At 39.3% G+C, this 2,063-nt stretch carries 3 protein-coding genes; all 3 read right to left on the reverse strand.

The features are described from left to right. A partial coding sequence (locus PX484_RS07450) for a flotillin family protein (protein WP_288103319.1) occupies window positions 1-726 on the reverse strand: 726 nt, incomplete at its 3' end. Window positions 727-754: 28 nt separating this feature from the next. Further along, complete coding sequence (locus tag PX484_RS07455; RefSeq protein ID WP_004163848.1) at window positions 755-1,096, reverse strand: hypothetical protein; 342 nt, start codon at window positions 1,094-1,096, stop codon at window positions 755-757. A 48-nt stretch (window positions 1,097-1,144) separates the two neighbouring features. Further along, window positions 1,145-1,711: a hypothetical protein gene (locus PX484_RS07460; RefSeq protein WP_004163849.1), complete on the reverse strand. Its 567-nt coding sequence runs from the start codon at window positions 1,709-1,711 to the stop codon at window positions 1,145-1,147. Window positions 1,712-2,063: the final 352 nt, after the last annotated feature.

A 2,063-nucleotide genomic window follows, 5' to 3' on the forward strand; every position in this document is an offset into this window, starting at 1 on the left:
ATTGAGGGCATTTGATTCAGCAATTTCAGCATCACGCATGACTAAAGCGATTCTTTCCCGTCCGAGGGAGTTAAGATAATCCACGTCATCGGCAACATTTTGAATTTTGAGAGTATCAATTTCTAAACCGAGTTTAAACAGATCTTGACTGACGTTACTGGTAATACTTTCGGCAAATTTTAGGCGATCTTCGTTCACTTGTTCTGGGGTCATTGTTGCGACTACACCCCGCAAGTTTCCTTCTAAAGTTTCTTTAGCTACGCGAATAATTTCTTCTCGATCTCGATCTAAAAAACGTTCGATCGCATTGCCGACTATTTCAGGTTTAGAACTAACTTTCACGTTAGCAATTGCCACTATATTCAAGGGAATATTGCCCTTAGAATAGGCATTTTTAATCTCAATTCTGATCGGGGTTGTGGTGACATCCATACGTTTAACGGTTTCTAAAATTGGAATACGAATCGCCCGACCCCCCGATACTACTCGATAACCTGCATCTTGTCTATCTTTTGATTTGCGTTTCATCCCACTCAGGATGACTACTTCATTGGGTTTACAAATACACAAAAAAGAATTGATAAACCAAATCGCACCAATACCCAGAAATATCAATAAAGCAATGGGAACACTATTCAATAATAAATTGCCAGCACTATTGTTATTATTGTTGTCGTATTGATTGGGATTGATTTGGATGAGATAGGAATTATTTTGACTATTCATAGTTAGTTACCCTTTGGTTTAGAAGAAATTACAAATCGCCTCTGATATACTTTTCCGCAATGACTAAAACTTTATTGTCTGTGCAACTGAGAATAAATGCTTGATCCCCGACATTAAATTGTTCTTCCCCTTCTGTTATCGCTACTATATCGATCAGACTATCTCCGACATTAACTCGCACTTTTCCCTTGCTATTTTTATCGAAGGGGATTTGAACAACTCCGATTAAACCGATGAGAGAGTGATAATCGACGATACTATTTACCTGTTGGTTGCAGCGTCTTAACTTGACTAAAATCAGGAGTAGGATGGCTAAACCAATACCTACCCCTAAGGAAATTAAAACGATTGTGAGCAGTTGAGCATTCATAGTTTAGTTATTTACCGTTATGGTTGCCCCCAATCAAATTACCGTTAACTAATTTGAGACTTCGGCCATTTCAATCACGCGATCAGCATTATCTTTGACCAAAAAATTTAAAGGTTTATTGCGACGAACCTTATACTTTAAGCGTCGTGATTCCACCCGCATCAGAATTTGTTCTAAACAATCGTGATCAAAACAAACGTGACGATGACGATCCTTATAACCTGCGGTTGCCCCACTAACGATGTGCAGTTGGGTATTTTTCTTTAACTGATACCATAAACCCTGGGGTTGATCTCCCAAAGAAGTGTTGGCAGTAGTCACAACCGGATTACTAGACATATAAAATGGGTCAATCATATTATTGCCCATCGTCTGCTCATAATTGTAATAGTAATGGAGGGGGACATCGGCCGTGGGCAAATTTAAAAGTCCTTCATAAAATTGTCGGGCTGTCTCCAAATCTGTCACCATGATTGTATGAACTTTTGGGGCGCTAGTTAGAAACATCCACATGGCTAAAGCATAAGCGGCCAGGAGCATAACCATAATCCCCTGGGTGGACAGGAGAGTATCAAGGGGTAGGAAAGCGCCGAAGAAAAGATGATTTATCAACACTGATGTGATCCTATTGCCTAAGAATTTCTATCATTCCCTAATTATAATCATGGCGCTGAAACTTAAGTTAACGGGGTGGGGAGTGACTAAGTTCCGTACATTTGTATTAAAATGCTCCCTACCCAGTTTAAATACAGTACAATTTACCTCAAATTCTCCCCATGGGATGAATAAGTAGCTGGTTATAATTAAATTAAAAATGGATTTTAGGTTCGATCCCCCCTTAGTACTAGGGTTGATTCATAGTAGGGTTGATTCATGAATCAACCCTACCCTATAGTCCCCCCTTGATAAGGGTGGTGTCTGATAATTTTTAACGCCTACCTACTTAAATGATGAGATGATGACATTG

Origin of the sequence: Microcystis sp. M49636_WE2 (assembly GCF_030065375.1) — a bacterium.
GTDB classification, from domain to species: Bacteria; Cyanobacteriota; Cyanobacteriia; order Cyanobacteriales; family Microcystaceae; genus Microcystis; species Microcystis aeruginosa_C.

Coding starts and splice junctions, on each gene's coding strand:
- PX484_RS07455 (WP_004163848.1), bottom strand. CDS start 1,096: ATGAATGCTCAACTGCTCACAATCGTTTTAATTTCCTTAGGGGTAGGT.